The organism is Tildeniella sp. (assembly GCF_059505325.1).
This window is the reverse complement of the sequence record NZ_JCACKI010000049.1, coordinates 1-13,319: the sequence shown is the minus strand read 5'-3', so window position 1 is coordinate 13,319 and position 13,319 is coordinate 1. Positions and strand designations below refer to the sequence as shown.

General features: G+C 51.5%; 15 protein-coding genes. 9 read left to right on the top strand and 6 right to left on the bottom strand.

Annotation, left to right across the window (positions count from 1 at the left end; translation table 11 throughout):
- Positions 1 to 18: 18 nt before the first annotated feature.
- A complete protein-coding gene (locus tag AC5JO6_RS16400) occupies positions 19 to 585 on the bottom strand; it encodes a Uma2 family endonuclease (RefSeq protein ID WP_496082135.1) in 567 nt (188 codons plus the stop codon).
- Positions 586 to 713: 128 nt separating this feature from the next.
- On the opposite strand from AC5JO6_RS16400, the gene AC5JO6_RS16395 reads away from it, so the two are divergent.
- Together AC5JO6_RS16395 and AC5JO6_RS16390 are read left to right on the top strand one after the other, a co-directional pair.
- Positions 714 to 1,664 (top strand): branched-chain amino acid ABC transporter permease, encoded by a 951-nt coding sequence (locus AC5JO6_RS16395; protein WP_496082153.1) that lies wholly within the window; start codon positions 714 to 716, stop codon positions 1,662 to 1,664.
- A gap of 370 nt (positions 1,665 to 2,034) precedes the next feature.
- Positions 2,035 to 2,499, top strand: coding sequence for an HmpF-related protein (locus AC5JO6_RS16390; RefSeq protein ID WP_496082134.1), 465 nt, complete (start codon positions 2,035 to 2,037; stop codon positions 2,497 to 2,499).
- A gap of 27 nt (positions 2,500 to 2,526) precedes the next feature.
- Here AC5JO6_RS16390 and miaB read toward each other — a convergent pair whose 3' ends face one another.
- From miaB to AC5JO6_RS16370, 4 genes are all read right to left on the bottom strand, one after another.
- Positions 2,527 to 3,867, bottom strand: coding sequence for a tRNA (N6-isopentenyl adenosine(37)-C2)-methylthiotransferase MiaB (gene miaB, locus AC5JO6_RS16385; protein WP_496082133.1), 1,341 nt, complete (start codon positions 3,865 to 3,867; stop codon positions 2,527 to 2,529).
- Positions 3,868 to 3,969: 102 nt separating this feature from the next.
- Positions 3,970 to 4,470 (bottom strand): orange carotenoid protein N-terminal domain-containing protein, encoded by a 501-nt coding sequence (locus AC5JO6_RS16380; RefSeq protein ID WP_496082132.1) that lies wholly within the window; start codon positions 4,468 to 4,470, stop codon positions 3,970 to 3,972.
- Positions 4,471 to 4,698: 228 nt separating this feature from the next.
- Positions 4,699 to 5,151 (bottom strand): lipopolysaccharide assembly protein LapA domain-containing protein, encoded by a 453-nt coding sequence (locus tag AC5JO6_RS16375; RefSeq protein ID WP_496082131.1) that lies wholly within the window; start codon positions 5,149 to 5,151, stop codon positions 4,699 to 4,701.
- A 3-nt stretch (positions 5,152 to 5,154) separates the two neighbouring features.
- Positions 5,155 to 5,709 carry a Uma2 family endonuclease gene (locus tag AC5JO6_RS16370; RefSeq protein WP_496082130.1) on the bottom strand — a complete coding sequence of 185 codons (555 nt, stop codon included), beginning with the start codon at positions 5,707 to 5,709 and terminating at the stop codon, positions 5,155 to 5,157.
- 54 nt (positions 5,710 to 5,763) lie between these two features.
- On the opposite strand from AC5JO6_RS16370, the gene AC5JO6_RS16365 reads away from it, so the two are divergent.
- Entirely contained in the window at positions 5,764 to 9,744 is a 3,981-nt protein-coding gene (locus tag AC5JO6_RS16365; RefSeq protein ID WP_496082152.1) for an alpha-mannosidase, read from the top strand.
- A gap of 82 nt (positions 9,745 to 9,826) precedes the next feature.
- Here the strand turns inward: AC5JO6_RS16365 and psbN are convergent, their stop codons facing one another.
- Entirely contained in the window at positions 9,827 to 9,958 is a 132-nt protein-coding gene (psbN, locus tag AC5JO6_RS16360) for a photosystem II reaction center protein PsbN (RefSeq protein ID WP_106254766.1), read from the bottom strand.
- An 81-nt stretch (positions 9,959 to 10,039) separates the two neighbouring features.
- Between psbN and psbH the strand changes: the two genes are divergently transcribed.
- The 6 genes from psbH to AC5JO6_RS16330 all read left to right on the top strand — a co-directional run bounded on the left by psbH (position 10,040) and on the right by AC5JO6_RS16330 (position 13,210).
- Positions 10,040 to 10,243 carry a photosystem II reaction center phosphoprotein PsbH gene (gene psbH / locus AC5JO6_RS16355; RefSeq protein WP_496082129.1) on the top strand — a complete coding sequence of 68 codons (204 nt, stop codon included), beginning with the start codon at positions 10,040 to 10,042 and terminating at the stop codon, positions 10,241 to 10,243.
- A 303-nt stretch (positions 10,244 to 10,546) separates the two neighbouring features.
- Entirely contained in the window at positions 10,547 to 10,906 is a 360-nt protein-coding gene (locus AC5JO6_RS16350; RefSeq protein ID WP_496082128.1) for a TatA/E family twin arginine-targeting protein translocase, read from the top strand.
- Between the two features lie 19 nt (positions 10,907 to 10,925).
- Positions 10,926 to 11,558: an aminoacyl-tRNA hydrolase gene (gene pth, locus AC5JO6_RS16345; protein WP_496082127.1), complete on the top strand. Its 633-nt coding sequence runs from the start codon at positions 10,926 to 10,928 to the stop codon at positions 11,556 to 11,558.
- Positions 11,559 to 11,681: 123 nt separating this feature from the next.
- Positions 11,682 to 12,041, top strand: coding sequence for a hypothetical protein (locus AC5JO6_RS16340; RefSeq protein ID WP_496082126.1), 360 nt, complete (start codon positions 11,682 to 11,684; stop codon positions 12,039 to 12,041).
- 70 nt (positions 12,042 to 12,111) lie between these two features.
- Complete coding sequence (locus AC5JO6_RS16335; protein WP_496082151.1) at positions 12,112 to 12,375, top strand: DUF3146 family protein; 264 nt, start codon at positions 12,112 to 12,114, stop codon at positions 12,373 to 12,375.
- Positions 12,376 to 12,682: 307 nt separating this feature from the next.
- Entirely contained in the window at positions 12,683 to 13,210 is a 528-nt protein-coding gene (locus AC5JO6_RS16330; protein ID WP_496082125.1) for an SRPBCC family protein, read from the top strand.
- Positions 13,211 to 13,319: the final 109 nt, after the last annotated feature.

Below are 13,319 nucleotides of genomic sequence, written 5' to 3'. Positions count from 1 at the left end.
AACAAAGATGAGGTCTAACTATTGAATATCCAGCACAAAGTCTGGCAAAACGTCTTCACCAGACAGTCGGGCTGGGGTTGCAATAACTTCGACGGGACGATCGCTGCGATAGATTTCCACGCTGCGATTTTGCGGATCGATGAGCCAACCGAGCCGGACTCCGTTCTCAAGATACTCCTGCATCTTTGCTTGCAATGGTTTTAGATCGTCGCTTGGAGAACGTAGCTCAATGACAAAATCGGGTGCTAACGGTGGAAACTTGCGGCGTTGATCCGGTGTCAGTGCGTTCCAGCGGTGTGAGGCAACCCAGGCAGCATCGGGAGAGCGATCGGCTCCATTGGGCAACTTAAAGCCACCCGATGAATCAAAGACAACTCCCATCTGAGCCTGACGATTCCACAAACCAAGATCAACTGTTAGCTCAGCATTCTGATTACTGCTTTCTCCACCTGTAGGTGTCATGATGATGAGATCTCCGTTTGCAGTGCGCTCAAACCGTAAGTCCCGATTGACCTGACAAAGTTGAAAGAACTGCTCATCGGTTAAGTGGATAATTGGGTCTAGATTGACTGTGAGCGCTGACATCGCCTTGACCTCCATCTTTCGTGCAGAGTTGTTGAGCTGAAGGGTGCTGAAGTAACTCGATTATGCCGAATTTTGGGTGGTGTTACAGCCATCTAAGCCACGATCGCCCACCCCTCACTCCTCACCTCATGACCCTGACCATCTTCCTTCAAAACGTTCTTAACGGACTGTCGATCGGCAGCGTCTACGCCATTTTTGCCTTGGGTTACACGCTTGTCTTCTCCATTTTGGGCATTATCAACTTTGCCCATGGGGCAATTTTCACTTTAGGCGCGTACTTTACCTATGTGCTCATTGGTGGTGCCTTTGGCTTTAATGGCTTGTTGGCAAATGCGATGTTGCCTGTGAAGATGCCGTTTGCCGTGGCGATCGTTCTCAGTGGCATTCTCTGTGGGCTAGTGAGCGTCGTCGTTGAGCGATTGGCGTTTCGACCACTGCGACGACAACGAGCCGACCCGTTACTTACCGTCGTTTCCAGTCTCGGTGTCGCGTTTGTGATTGTGAATGTGATTCAGTATCTGGTCGGTGCAGAGAGCTACACGTTTCCCGCTGATACCTATGGCAACCTGCCGCCTGCGATTAATTTCGGGACAGCAGAGAATCCCATTCCCATCCGCAGTGTGCAGATCGTGATCTTTGTCGTTTCTGCTGTCATTTTGACCGTTCTCACGTACCTGATTAACGCTACCAAATACGGCAAAGCAATGCGAGCAGTGGCAGAAGATGCAACAACCGCAAGCTTGTTGGGCATTGATACCGATCGCTTTATTGTTCTCACCTTTTTCGTCAGCGGTTTTCTAGGCAGCTTAGCGGGCACACTCGTCGGTTCTAGCGTCAGCATCGCCGGACCATATTTTGGCATCGGCTTTGGGCTAAAGGGTCTGGCAGTCATCGTGTTGGGCGGTTTAGGCAGTATTCCGGGTGCGGTAGCTGGTGGTTTGGTGATTGGACTCATCGAAGCCTTCGTGCCAGGAGAGTTCTCTGCTTATAAAGATGCGATCGCCTTTGGGCTGTTGTTCATCATGCTCATGGTGCGACCACAGGGGTTACTGGGACGATCGTTCGTGCAGAAAGTTTAGACGTTGTGAAGCCATTCGCTCTGCATTCAATCAGTGCGAGTGAGCATCAAAGACTGGTGAGCAAGGTTCCACGGCTCGACTGCCAGTGAGCAGGACTCGTGAACAAGGTTTAATCATTGACGGTCGAGACTCAAAGACTGGTGAATGAGGATCAAAGATTCATCGATAGACTTCACACACACTGTAATGATGTGATGTAAAGACTAGTAGTCAGGTGAGAAAGGTTATACTCATTGGAAGAGACACCGCTTCAGCCTGCTGTCTAACGATTACAGCTTGAAACGTGGCACCAGGATGTTCGCCCCACTCTTGAAGGTCTAGCCAAGACGATATACGGTTATGCTTAAACCAACGAAGGCAGAGATAGGGAATGCTGTATCTGGCGCAGGTACAAAAAAAAGGGCTTTTAGGTAAAGTAGGGCTACAGCTCTTAGCGCGTCAGAAGTCTGAAAACGCGTGGACACTGCTGCCTGAAGAAGAGGTCATTCTCTCAAGCGAAGTCAGTAGTTTTAGCGAAGGCATGTTTGTCCTGGTCGAGTTGGGCACCAGTCGTCAGGTTTTGACCATCAACGACGCGAAAGAGTGGCTGCTGGAACTGGTACAAAATTTTCTGGTCAATGGCATTACGCCAGAGTTTTTGCAGCACGAAACCGAACGCGCCGAGCAGTGGCGACAGTCGCTGACCCTGCAAAGCCAGGAACTCGATCGCCGTGCGTTGGAGCTAGAGGCACGCAAAGAGCAAATCCAGGACATGGAAGAAAAACTCAAGCGTGAGAAAAAGCTGATTGACGCGCTCTCATCGCAACACAAATCTCAAAGCAACCCCGCCAACTAGCGACCCGTTAACTATGGCTGATCGCGTTTACAGTCTGCAACCTGTGAGGCTAAACGCTCGTACTTCGGTAATTTTGACGTTAATTAATTTGCCTTGCATTGTGGCAATGTCGCCAGGGAAAAAGGTCAGGCGATTGCTGCGGGTGCGACCCATCACTTGAGTGGGGTCTTTGGTGTTCTGTGCCTCAACCAGCACTTCTTCGATGCGATCGCGATACCGTTCCGATCGCTCCATTGCTTTGGTCGAGCCAAGACGATTAATCCGCTGGAGACGATCGGTTTTCACCGCTTCACTCACCTGGTTTTGCCACAGTGCCGCTGGTGTATTAGGGCGAGGCGAATAGGCAGCCGTATTCACCAGATCGAAGCAAAGATCATCAATCAGCTTTAGCGTCTGCTCAAATTGTGCGTCGGTTTCGCCGGGAAAGCCCACGATCGCATCGGCACTAACGGCAGCATCGGGCATAGTGTGACGAATGGAATCGATGATGCGGCGATATTTCTCATGGGTGTAACCCCGCGCCATTGCTTTAAGAATGTCATTGTCGCCCGACTGGAACGGAATGTGGAAATGTTCGCAGACTTTGGGCAACTCCGCGCAAGCACGAATCAGGCGATCGGTGAAATAGCGAGGATGGCTGGTCGCAAACCGAATGCGCTCAATACCCGGTACATCGTGGATGTAGTAGAGCAAATCGGTCAGGGTGTGCTGATGCCGACCTTCGGGCGTTGTGCCAGGGAGATCGCGCCCATAAGCATCAATGTTCTGTCCCAGCAGCGTAATTTCCTTGAAGCCTTGCTGTGCCAACCGCTCAATTTCAGCACGAATCGCTTCTGGCGTACGAGATTGCTCTACACCACGCACATTCGGCACAACGCAGTAGGTACAACGCTCGTTACAGCCGTAGATGACGTTAACCCAGGCAGTGACGGTACTGTCTCGTCGCGGCTTGGTGATATCTTCCATGATGTGAAGCGGTTCTGTCGCTACCACCTGACTACCGCTAAACACGTCCTCTAGCAAATCTTGCAGGCGGTTGGCGTGTTGCGGACCCATCACCAGGTCGAGTTCTGGTACTCGCCTCAAAAGTTGTTCGCCTTCCTGCTGCGCTACACAGCCCGCGACAATTAAGGTCAGATCAGGCTTGGTTTGTTTGCGAATTGCCTGCCTGCCCAGGTAAGAATAAACCTTCTGCTCGGCGTTATCACGAATAGTGCAGGTGTTGTAGAGAATCAGGTCGGCATCGTCGGGTTGCTCTGCCCACTCAAAGCCCATTGTCTCCAAGATGCCAGCCATGCGCTCGGAGTCGGCTTTGTTCATCTGGCAGCCGAAGGTAGTGATGTGGTAGCGACGGGAAGCAGCGGTCATGAGGCGCACATTGAATGGTCAGTCTTCGATCTTATACCAGTCCTCAATGACTTGTGGGTCTGTAGGGACGTTACACATAACGTCCCTATAAACTATGCTGCCTTACAAGCCCGTTGCACTGTCATGTTCGACTACGTTTGGGTCGACACCCGTTGGTGAAACGATGTCGCGGAAGAGGGTAATTTGCTCACTAAATTCCAGTCGCTTAATCTGGTTGAACAGGGACTCTGCTTCAGCCGACAGCTTGTAATCAGAAGGCACGGGGATGACAGTGCCGCTATCCATGCCTTGAGCCAGCAGATACCAGAACAGTAGTTTAGTTGTATCGCCGATCGCACCGTATTCCCGTGCGAAGAGAGTGTTCTTGCGGGTAAGCAGATCGCGCTGCACCTGCAATTGCTCCTCATCGGATAAGTGTTTTACCTGTTCAAAAAGTGCTTCTGCGATCGTTGGAGAAGCAGTGCTAGCGCTTGGTGCAGCGGGTGTAATCGATTCGCCCATTTCGGTGTAGATGAACCAAAACAACGCGAGTTGTTGATCCACATCCAGATTTTGAAACGCTGTAACTTTTTCGCTATTCAGAGTCGATGTTGTAAATGTCATAAACGTCTCCTAATCATTGCCTCCACGTAATCTAACGATGTGACCATCAAGATTAACCCCACTACAGACAGAAGCCGACAACTCCCCTATAGACAGAGGAAACGCTGCTATGTCGGCTCAGCCTTTTGTGAGCGGACTCGTAAAAGCAGGAACGAAAGATGGCAAAACAACCAGGTCACGTTAGCGTCACTACGCCCAATCTAGAAGTGGTCAGCAGTCATGAAACTGTCAGCGATCGCTCATCATGCCGTCGGAGTCGATCGCTTGAACCTCGATCGTCTGTTTCACATTCTCCAACTGATCATTCCGCTCTTTCAAGGCAGCATTTTCTTGCTCCAGCGAAGCTTTCAGCCGCTCTAGCTCCACATTCTGTTGCTCCAGGCTCGTCAGTCGTTTAGTCGTTCGCATACTGCGGAGCCCCCGCCGTGCGCCATCCCACAGGCTGAGTAGCCCAATCAACGCAGCGCCCAGTAGAGCAGACACCACAATTACCAAAGACAGCGAGATGTTACCGCTTTCGATGGTGAAAAACCGGACATTCACAGGCTGAGGGTTTTGAACGCCGAAGATAACCATGACGATCGACAGCACAATCATCAAAATGAGTACGATAACGCCCATAGCCGTGTTTGGTTGCAGACAGAATACACGTTCGATCGTACCACTCTGCGCTAAAGACATTGGTTAAGCAAACAACTCTGCGACCGAAATACTGAAGCCTTGCAGGATGGTCTGGGTGCTCACCGTTTCAGCTTCAGTGAAAATCAGCGACTTGTCGGCTGTCATGATGATGACGATCGCGTTCTCAGGAAAGAGTAACCAGACCTCCTGACAGCCCGATCGCAAATACTCCCGCGCTTTGCTGAATAGCGTTTCTGCTTCGTCCTCTGGTGACGCAACTTCTGCAATTAGTGGAAAACTCTGCGGCAAAATTGCTGGCATCCCATATTGCTCTAGCAGCTCTACCGTCATGTAGGCAACATCAGGACGACGAATTTGCTCAACCGTCGCGCAAGGCGGTGAGATGAGTACTTTCCCCTTCTGCTGATTCGCCTTTACGAAATTAAGCCACTCGATACTCAGGTTTCCTTGAACCAAACCGTGATGAAGCGTCCCGCCCGTTTTCTCAACCAGCGTCCCGTCCACGTATTCCATCAACGACGGTAGGACGGCATTGGCTTGTAGTAATTCATCAACGGTTGCACCTTCAACAAATGTCGCGTAAGTGCTTGTCGTCATGCCTGCATCGCTGAACGCTGTACCTCTATTATGGATGTGCAGTCAGTGGAAGCGATGATAGTGGTGAGCCATAACGTTTCAGCCCCAGCCGATCGGCTTTCGGAAGCCATTACGCGCCTCCGTAGCCTCACCCAATGCAGTGTTCAAACGGGTTGGCGCTACTGCGATGAAGATCTGCCGATCGCTCAGGCAACCCAGCCCGACACCTGGCACAACTGGGCGATCGCACCCCTCAATGAGAAAGACCACATCGCCTGGACAAAGGGCAAACAAGTGCGGTGGCTCGGTCAACGCATCACCGTGCCCCACGACTTACAGCAGTTTTCAGATGAATACGCCACGCTTGCAGATTCTCTCAGCCCCCTAAATCCCCCTTTCTCGAATGCCCGACAGGGCTATATTCTGGGGGACTTTGACTCTGGTTCTCCCCAGAATTGGGGGGCTAGGGGGGCAAAAACGACTGGCTACCCACTGGCAGGACTAACCCTGCGACTAGCCCTGACATGGTGGGCGATCGATGCCCAAATCTTTGTCAACGGTGCCTTAGTGCAAGCAGGCGATCTCTTTGACTGTGTAACCCGCATCTTGCTCAGCGAAACCGTCACATCCGGAGATCAGTTTGCGATCGCCCTTCGCCTCGTTAGCCCCAGACACGACGATGGTGCCCTCGTGCGATCGGTCTGCCACTACGAAGTCCCTGCTCCTAGAAATCGGGTTTCTTCAAGTTCCGAAGCGGAGACGACAGCACCGTTAGAGCAGAAACCCGATTTCTTAACGGTTGAACCCAGCTTCATCGCCGACGAACTCGACATCCTCCGCCTCTACCTCCAAACCTTCGCCCCCAAAAAACTAGAGTTCCTATCTGAAGCTGTCTCCCAAATCGACTGGTCAACCCTCCCCTCTTCCCTTGCTTCCTCTGCTCCCTCCGCCTCCCCCGCCCTCTCCCACACCCCACACCCCACACCCCACACCCCTTCTCTCTTCAATCAATCTCTGGCAAGCCTCCGCGATCGCCTCCTCCCCCTCTCCCCCCTCCTCAAACAGCGTCGCATCCGCCTCCTCGGACACGCCCACCTCGACATGGCATGGCTCTGGACAGTTGCCGAAACCTGGAACGCAGCCGAACGCACTTTTGAGTCTGCCCTAAACCTGCAAAAAGACTTTCCCGAACTCAGCTTCTGCCATTCCACACCCGCGCTGTATGAATGGATCGAGGAAAACCGTCCCGCGTTGTTCGAGCAGATCCGACAGGCGATCGCAGCCGGATGGTGGGAACCCGTAGGCGGACTGTGGATCGAGCCAGAACTCAACCTCATCAGCGGCGAGTCAATGGTGCGACAGGTGCTTTACGGTCAGCGCTACTTTCAGGAAAAGTTTGGCAGCATCAACCGCATCGCATGGCTACCCGATAGCTTTGGCTTCACCTGGCAGCTCCCGCAGATCCTCAAGCAGGGCGGCATCGATTACTTCGTCACGCAAAAACTGCGCTGGAACGACACCACAAAGTTCCCCTACGAAGTCTTTCAGTGGCAGGCACCCGATCGCACCGAGATCTTCAGCCTCATGTCCGCGCCGATTGGCGAAGGCATTGACCCCATCAAAATGGCAACCTACGCCTGCGACTGGGAAACCAAAACAGGCATTCCCGATATCCTCTGGCTCCCCGGTGTGGGCGATCATGGCGGTGGACCCACCCGCGATATGCTCGAAATTGCCCGCCGCTGGCAGCAGTCACCCTTCTTCCCCCAGCTAGAATTCTCCACTGCCCTCGACTATCTGCAAGACCTCGAAGCCCATTACACGCCTGATGTCGCTACAGACTTAAGGAGTGAAGCGCAACGAGCGATCGCCCAGGCTCAAACAGTCGTGAACGAGCCTCCAACACTCACCGACGAGTCTTTACTACTCACCGACGAGTCTTCAACACTCACCGACGAGTCTTTGATACTCACTAATGAGTCTTTGATACTCTCAAACGAGTCTTTGATACTCAATCACGAACCTCCAACACTCTCAAACGAGTCTTTGATACTCTCAAACGAGTCTTTGATACTCAATCACGAACCTCCAACACTCTCAAACGAGTCTTTGATACCCAACAACGAGTCTTTGGTACTCTCGAATGAGTCTTTGATACTCAATGACGAGTCTCTGATACTCGGTGATGAGAATCAAACACTCACTAACGAGTCTTCAACACTCAACGACCAGTCTTTAACCCTCAATGAAGACGCTCGGAGCTTGAATGACCTCACTCCTGACTCCCGACTCCCGACTCCCCACTCCCTCCCCTCATGGAATTCCGACCTCTACCTCGAATTCCATCGCGGTTGCTACACCACCCACGCCGATCAGAAGCGTCATAACCGACGTTCTGAACAGTGGTTGTATCAAGCTGAACTCTGGGCATCGCTGGCAACCATCAGCGCAGGCGTTAAGTATCCCAAAGCGGACTTACAGTATGCCTCGGAAAAAGTTTTATTCAATCAGTTTCACGATATCCTGCCAGGATCATCCATCCCTGAAGTGTTTGAGGATGCAAATGCAGATTGGGGAGTCGTTGAGTACCTCGGCAAGCACATTACTGAAGAAGCTTTGAAGACAATTGCCTCTCAACTCGCCCTTCCACCACCACCACATCCAGACGCTAAAGCGGTTGTAGTGTTCAATCCTTTGAGCTGGAAACGGTCTGGCCATGCTGTCGTGATTCCCACATGGCAGATGACAGAAAGCGAAGAGACATCAGAGGAAGAAATTAAGCAGATTCGGTGGCGTTTTTTGGATCTACAGGGACAAGAAGTCAGGCTTCAGTACTGTGCGGCGGTAAGGTATGGCAAAGGATCGTGTTTCACCTCATTCATCGCAGAAGATATTCCTGCCAACGGTTACCGCTGCTTTTGGCTCTGCCCTTGCGAACCCAAATTACCCATTCTTCAAGCAGAAGTAGCCAGTTTCGTTTTAGAAAATGAGTTTCTACACGTAACGGTTGATCCAGCAACCGGAGATTTATCCAGTGTGTTTGACAAAGTTCGACAACGCGAAGTGCTGAGTGGACCTGGTAACCAGCTTCAGTCCTTTCGTGATGCTGGGCAATATTGGGATGCTTGGAACATTGATCCTAACTATGCCGAACATCCCTTACCTCCAACAAAACTCATATTCATTGAGTACAAGGGTCAAGCGACTGTAGAGCCACGCATCGTGATCAAACGGAAGCTTGGATTGGCTACCTTCTACCATGACTACAAGCTGAAAAAAGGTTCTCCCATACTGGAAATTCGTACATCTGTTATGGGTTGGTATGAGGAGCACGTTCTTGTTAAAGCGGCTTTTCCTCTGAATCTAGAAGCAGACTTTGCAACGTATGAGATTCCCTGCGGGGTGATTGAGCGAACGACAAAACCGGAGACTGATGCTGAAAAAGCTCAATGGGAAGTTCCTGCCATGCACTGGGCAGATCTCAGCGACGGCAACTATGGCGTGAGCTTACTCAACGACTGCAAATACGGTTACGATGCAAAACCCAATCAACTACGGCTCACCCTCCTGCGCGGTGCCGAATGGCCCGATCCAGATGCGGACAAAGGACGGCATTCCTTCACCTATGCCCTCTATCCCCACACAGGCGACTGGAAAGCCGCTCAAACCGTCAAGCATGGCTACGAGCTAAACATGCCGCTCATGGCACAGGTCATTCCTACGAGCGGAGACGATCGCCCGAAAACCTTGCCACCCACAGCCTCCCTTCTCGATTTAGGAGCCGACAATCTTGTGCTGATGGCATTCAAGCAGTCAGAAGACTCAACCGATGAGTGGGTCTTGCGCTGCTATGAGTGCCACGGTGAGGAAGCGCAGCTTAACTTTCAGAGCGATCTGGGTTTGGAGTTGGGAGAGCGAGTTGATTTATTGGAGCGAGCGATCGACCCACAAACAGTAGAGGGGCAAACTACAACAGTTCGCCCCTGGGAAATTGTCAGCTTTAAAGTGAAGCAGTCAGCTACTAGCAATCAGCAATCAGCTAAACCTCAAGCATGAAGCGGAAAGCTCTTCGTTGCTACAGCACACCCAATGCCCAAAAGCTGACCGCTGACCGCTGACTGCTGACCGCTGAAAGCTCCTAATCTTCGTGATCTTCAAACGGGTCATCCAACGCCTTTGACGGAGGACCAAACGCCGTATAGATAGCGTATGCCGTCAGACCAACCAGGGTCGCGCAGATCGAAATATTAAGAGCTGTTGCGGGTTCCATATGCGAGAAAAATTATGAGTGCGTTGCCATATAATGTTACAAACAATATACATGTTCTGTCGAGCTAAACATAGGTGACTCATGGCACAGCGGACTCGGTTAGGAGACATTCTTAAACCCCTGAACTCTGAATACGGTAAGGTTGTTCCCGGTTGGGGCACCACAACGTTGATGGGTGTTTTTATGCTGCTCTTTTTGGTATTCCTGCTTATCATTTTGCAGATTTACAACTCTTCGCTTCTGCTGAATGATGTTGATGTTGATTGGACGGGTTTGGGCGGCTAGGATCAGAAGGCAGAAGGCAGAAGTAAGAAAGGTTTGTGGGAGAGGCATTAGCTGATTCGTAACTGATCTGCTCTTTCTGCACTGATGCGTTAGAGCGATCGACCCGACAAAAACGCCTCAATAGAATAAGTGATGATTGAAAGTCCCGGCTTGACCGGGATTTTTTATGACACCGGACACGGAGTAAAATTCAGGGACTGTGAGCGCTAGACTGGAAACGTGGGCTGAGCGCTATAGAGCGTTGCATCGTAAGGTCTTACACAAGTCTCATAGTCTAACGAAGCGGTTGCAGGAGGCGATGCGGTGAATATTTTTGGAATTGGGTTGCCAGAAATGGCAGTGATCATGGTTCTGGCTTTGCTCGTATTTGGACCCAAAAAACTACCAGAAATTGGTCGTAGTGTCGGCAAAGCGATTCGCGGCTTCCAGGACGCATCCAAAGAATTTGAGGCAGAGTTTAAGCGCGAAGCCGAACAAATCGAACAGGCAGTGAAAGCGCCGATGGAAGCACGACTAGAAGAACCTTCGCAGCCAACGTTAGCGCCGTCTTCGGAGGCTGCTGTAGCCAGTGAATCAGAGTCTGATGCAAATGACTCTGTAGCAGCCGATCCGATCGCAGCCGAAACGAAGGATGTCGCCATGTCTAGCGAAGCCAGCAGCTAATTTAGCTGAGAGACAAGCTATGACAGAGGCACCTGTAGCAGCACCCATCATTCCGCAACTCATTGTGGGTTTGGGCAATCCGGGGGCAAAGTACGATCGCACCCGACACAACATTGGCTTTGAAGCGGTAGATATGTTGGCAAAGGTCTGGCGGCTTCATTTGTCAGAAAACCGTAAGTTTCAAGGCATTTTTGGTGAGGGCGTTGCAGCAGGGCAGGTCAAAGTCCGTCTGCTCAAACCCACCACGTATATGAACAACTCTGGTCAGGCAATTCGAGCCGTCACCGATTGGTACAAGCTGCCGCCAGAATCAGTGCTCGTAATCTATGACGATATGGATCTACCCGTGGGGAAATTGCGGCTGCGTCTTTCTGGTTCCGCTGGTGGGCAGAATGGGATGAAGTCAGCGATCGCCCACCTCGGCACCCAAACCTTTCCTCGGCTACGCGTTGGCATTGGTAGTGCGAAAGAGGCACGGCAGGGTGATGCGATCGGTCACGTACTGGGACGCTTTTCACCACAAGAAGCTGAAGTCATAGCAGAGGTCTTGCATCTCGTCGTTGGGGCGGTGGAAGTCAGCCTCAAGCAAGGGATAGACAAGGCAATGAGTTTGTACAATAGCCGGACGGTTGCACAAACCGCTTCTGAGTAGCTTGACGTTACAACCTAGCGGCTTGGTGTGGTGAGCTTAAGCGATGAGTTCAAGCAGAGCAAGGTCGTCGCTGCTAGAAGAAATAAGATAAGATTCCATGCAACCGTCTAAAGCAGCACGTCTATGACCGGACAGTCATCTCCAGACAACCAGCAGTTACTGACGACCTTAGTGCAGGCAACCGCTGAACTGGCGCAGCTAAACAAGCAATACAGCCAAAAGCTCGACACGGTTGAGACAAAAGTCGATACCTTTGGCATCAAGCTCGACCCCTTTGACGCGAAAATTGAAGCCATTGCCGACCAGATCGGTAAGCTGACTGAGTCTATGACAGCGTTTCGTTTCGATCTTGATGACATCAAAGAGACGACTCGACAGCAAGCTGAAACGGCGAAGGTTCAGGCAGAGACCGCAAAAGCTCAAGCAGAGACCGCAAAAGCTCAAGCAGAAAGCGTCTCGCAATTGATCGCGCTGATGGGTTAAAAAATGAGGTGATGCTATTTAGCTTCGATCGCGCTCTTTAACGATGTCCTTCTTAGCCAACACTACGATCGTGGGTTCTCGCCGCTTACCTGAAACTACCGCACATGTTCGTATTCTTCGTCAGTCCTGGCAGCAGGGCATATTGGAGGGCGAGGTGATTGCCAATCAATTTGCATGGCAGTTTCAGTGGTGCTTTCAGCGTGGCGAACTGTCTGTCGAGCCATCGCTCGGTCGAGCGCTGATCAAGGAACCACTGGGGCGCTTTCTCGAACAACGTGACTATCAGCTAGAACCTGGAGCTGACTACTCGTTCACTATTCGAGCAGATGTCTAGTATAGCCACAGCCATATCTGTTAGGACGGGGTGCAGGGGTGAACCCCCCTTCGGCTTGAGCGCTCAGGTCGAAAGCTGGCTGGGGGCAACACCCCCAGACCCCTTTTAATCCCAATGTCCTAAGCGTTTTGGCGACAGCTATAGCGCTCAACATCTACAATCTTCCTGCACAGTCGGTTCTGTCATAAGGATCTATCCGAGTTGCCATGAGAGCGCTAGGCTATGGATAGTCCGTAGACAGATGTAAGCTAGTTAACAAATTGTGTTTCAGTAGTCAACGTCAGGTTTGCCCAGGAGCGATCGCGCTATGTTTGGCTTTGCGCCCAAATTCATTCGTTGCAAAAAACGCTGGTTTCAATGCTCTTTAGCGAGAACGTATCAGGCGCTAAGTTCTGCATCCGTAGATGATCTCTGGCAAAAAATTGTCGATTTGACCGATGTCTCCTGGCACCCAATTATTACCAGCACAAATGTGCCGAACGGACTGGTCGCCAAGCCAGGGCTAATCTATCAGGCAGCGACACGAATTAGTCCGATCCCCATTCAAATTTTCGTTGAGCGTGTGCGACCGGGTGAACTGCTCAGCGTGCGTATTCTGGTGCTACCGGGATTGGAAGAACAGGTGACATACCAGGTCAAATCTACTGTGTGTGGTACCTGTGTTTCCTACTCTGTCACTCTTAGAGGTTGGCTATCACCCATCTTCTGGTCATTCATTCGCCCGTATGCGGCTCGAGTTGCCTCCGATTTGGTGCAGGCGGCTGAGAAGAAGGCACTGCAAGCTGTTGTTCCTGGAGGCTTGAAGCGACCGAAGCACGGCTGTCTTGATTTTTAAGTCCAGACCTTATATTGGTTCTCGTTTGAGTGCGGTACAAGTTCTTAGGATTTAAGGCAGGAGGCAGGAGGCAGGAGGCAGGAGGCAGGAGGCAGGAGGCAGGAGGCAG

Excerpts from the sequence above, each read along its gene's own strand:
- AC5JO6_RS16400 (WP_496082135.1), bottom strand. The coding sequence starts at position 585 with ATGTCAGCGCTCACAGTCAATCTAGACCCAATTATCCACTTAACCGAT.
- AC5JO6_RS16395 (WP_496082153.1), top strand. The coding sequence starts at position 714 with ATGACCCTGACCATCTTCCTTCAAAACGTTCTTAACGGACTGTCGATC.
- AC5JO6_RS16390 (WP_496082134.1), top strand. The coding sequence starts at position 2,035 with ATGCTGTATCTGGCGCAGGTACAAAAAAAAGGGCTTTTAGGTAAAGTA.
- miaB (WP_496082133.1), bottom strand. The coding sequence starts at position 3,867 with ATGACCGCTGCTTCCCGTCGCTACCACATCACTACCTTCGGCTGCCAG.
- AC5JO6_RS16380 (WP_496082132.1), bottom strand. The coding sequence starts at position 4,470 with ATGACATTTACAACATCGACTCTGAATAGCGAAAAAGTTACAGCGTTT.
- AC5JO6_RS16375 (WP_496082131.1), bottom strand. The coding sequence starts at position 5,151 with ATGTCTTTAGCGCAGAGTGGTACGATCGAACGTGTATTCTGTCTGCAA.
- AC5JO6_RS16370 (WP_496082130.1), bottom strand. The coding sequence starts at position 5,709 with ATGACGACAAGCACTTACGCGACATTTGTTGAAGGTGCAACCGTTGAT.
- AC5JO6_RS16365 (WP_496082152.1), top strand. The coding sequence starts at position 5,764 with ATGATAGTGGTGAGCCATAACGTTTCAGCCCCAGCCGATCGGCTTTCG.
- psbN (WP_106254766.1), bottom strand. The coding sequence starts at position 9,958 with ATGGAACCCGCAACAGCTCTTAATATTTCGATCTGCGCGACCCTGGTT.
- psbH (WP_496082129.1), top strand. The coding sequence starts at position 10,040 with ATGGCACAGCGGACTCGGTTAGGAGACATTCTTAAACCCCTGAACTCT.
- pth (WP_496082127.1), top strand. The coding sequence starts at position 10,926 with ATGACAGAGGCACCTGTAGCAGCACCCATCATTCCGCAACTCATTGTG.
- AC5JO6_RS16340 (WP_496082126.1), top strand. The coding sequence starts at position 11,682 with ATGACCGGACAGTCATCTCCAGACAACCAGCAGTTACTGACGACCTTA.
- AC5JO6_RS16330 (WP_496082125.1), top strand. The coding sequence starts at position 12,683 with ATGTTTGGCTTTGCGCCCAAATTCATTCGTTGCAAAAAACGCTGGTTT.